At 65.2% G+C, this 508-nt stretch carries 1 protein-coding gene; it reads right to left on the bottom strand.

All coding sequences use genetic code 11. From position 1 onward, the window contains the following. The coding region (locus E4631_RS25720; RefSeq protein ID WP_166647967.1) for a DDE-type integrase/transposase/recombinase at nucleotides 1–508 on the bottom strand (508 nt) is incomplete at both ends.

Below are 508 nucleotides of genomic sequence, written 5' to 3'. Positions count from 1 at the left end.
CCCGTTGTAAGGCCGTGGTAATCAACTCTTCCGGCATCGTGGCCATGACGTGCCAGCCCAGCACCTGCTGGCTGACCATATCCTGAAAGGCGCACAGGTAGACCCAGTCCCCGTTGGCCAGGGGTAAATAGGTGATATCACTGACCCAGACCCGATTCGCTTGGGTCGGCTTGGGCTGGTCGAGCAGCCGGTTGGGGGCGCAGCGTAGCCCGTGGGTGGAGTCCGTGGTGCGCGGCGTAAAAGCTTTGGGTTGCAGCGCGTGCAGGCCTCGGCGGCGCATGGCCGTGCGGAGCCGTTGCCGCCCCACGCGGTAGCCCTGGCGGCGCAGTTCGACGCGCAGCCGCCGCGTCCCATAGCAGCGTTTATGCACCCCAAACACCTTGACCAGTGCCGTTTCCCACGCCGGCTCTATCTGCGCTACCTTTTGGTGCTGAGCTTGTTGCCACGCGTAGTAGCCGCTAGCCGGCACCTCCACCAGTTGGCAGAGCAGCCGCACGGGGTAGTGGGC

Source organism: Hymenobacter sp. UV11, assembly GCF_004684095.1.
Classification (GTDB): Bacteria; Bacteroidota; Bacteroidia; order Cytophagales; family Hymenobacteraceae; genus Hymenobacter.
The sequence above is the reverse complement of the archived record's forward strand: the minus strand, read 5'-3'. Positions and strand labels throughout refer to the sequence as shown.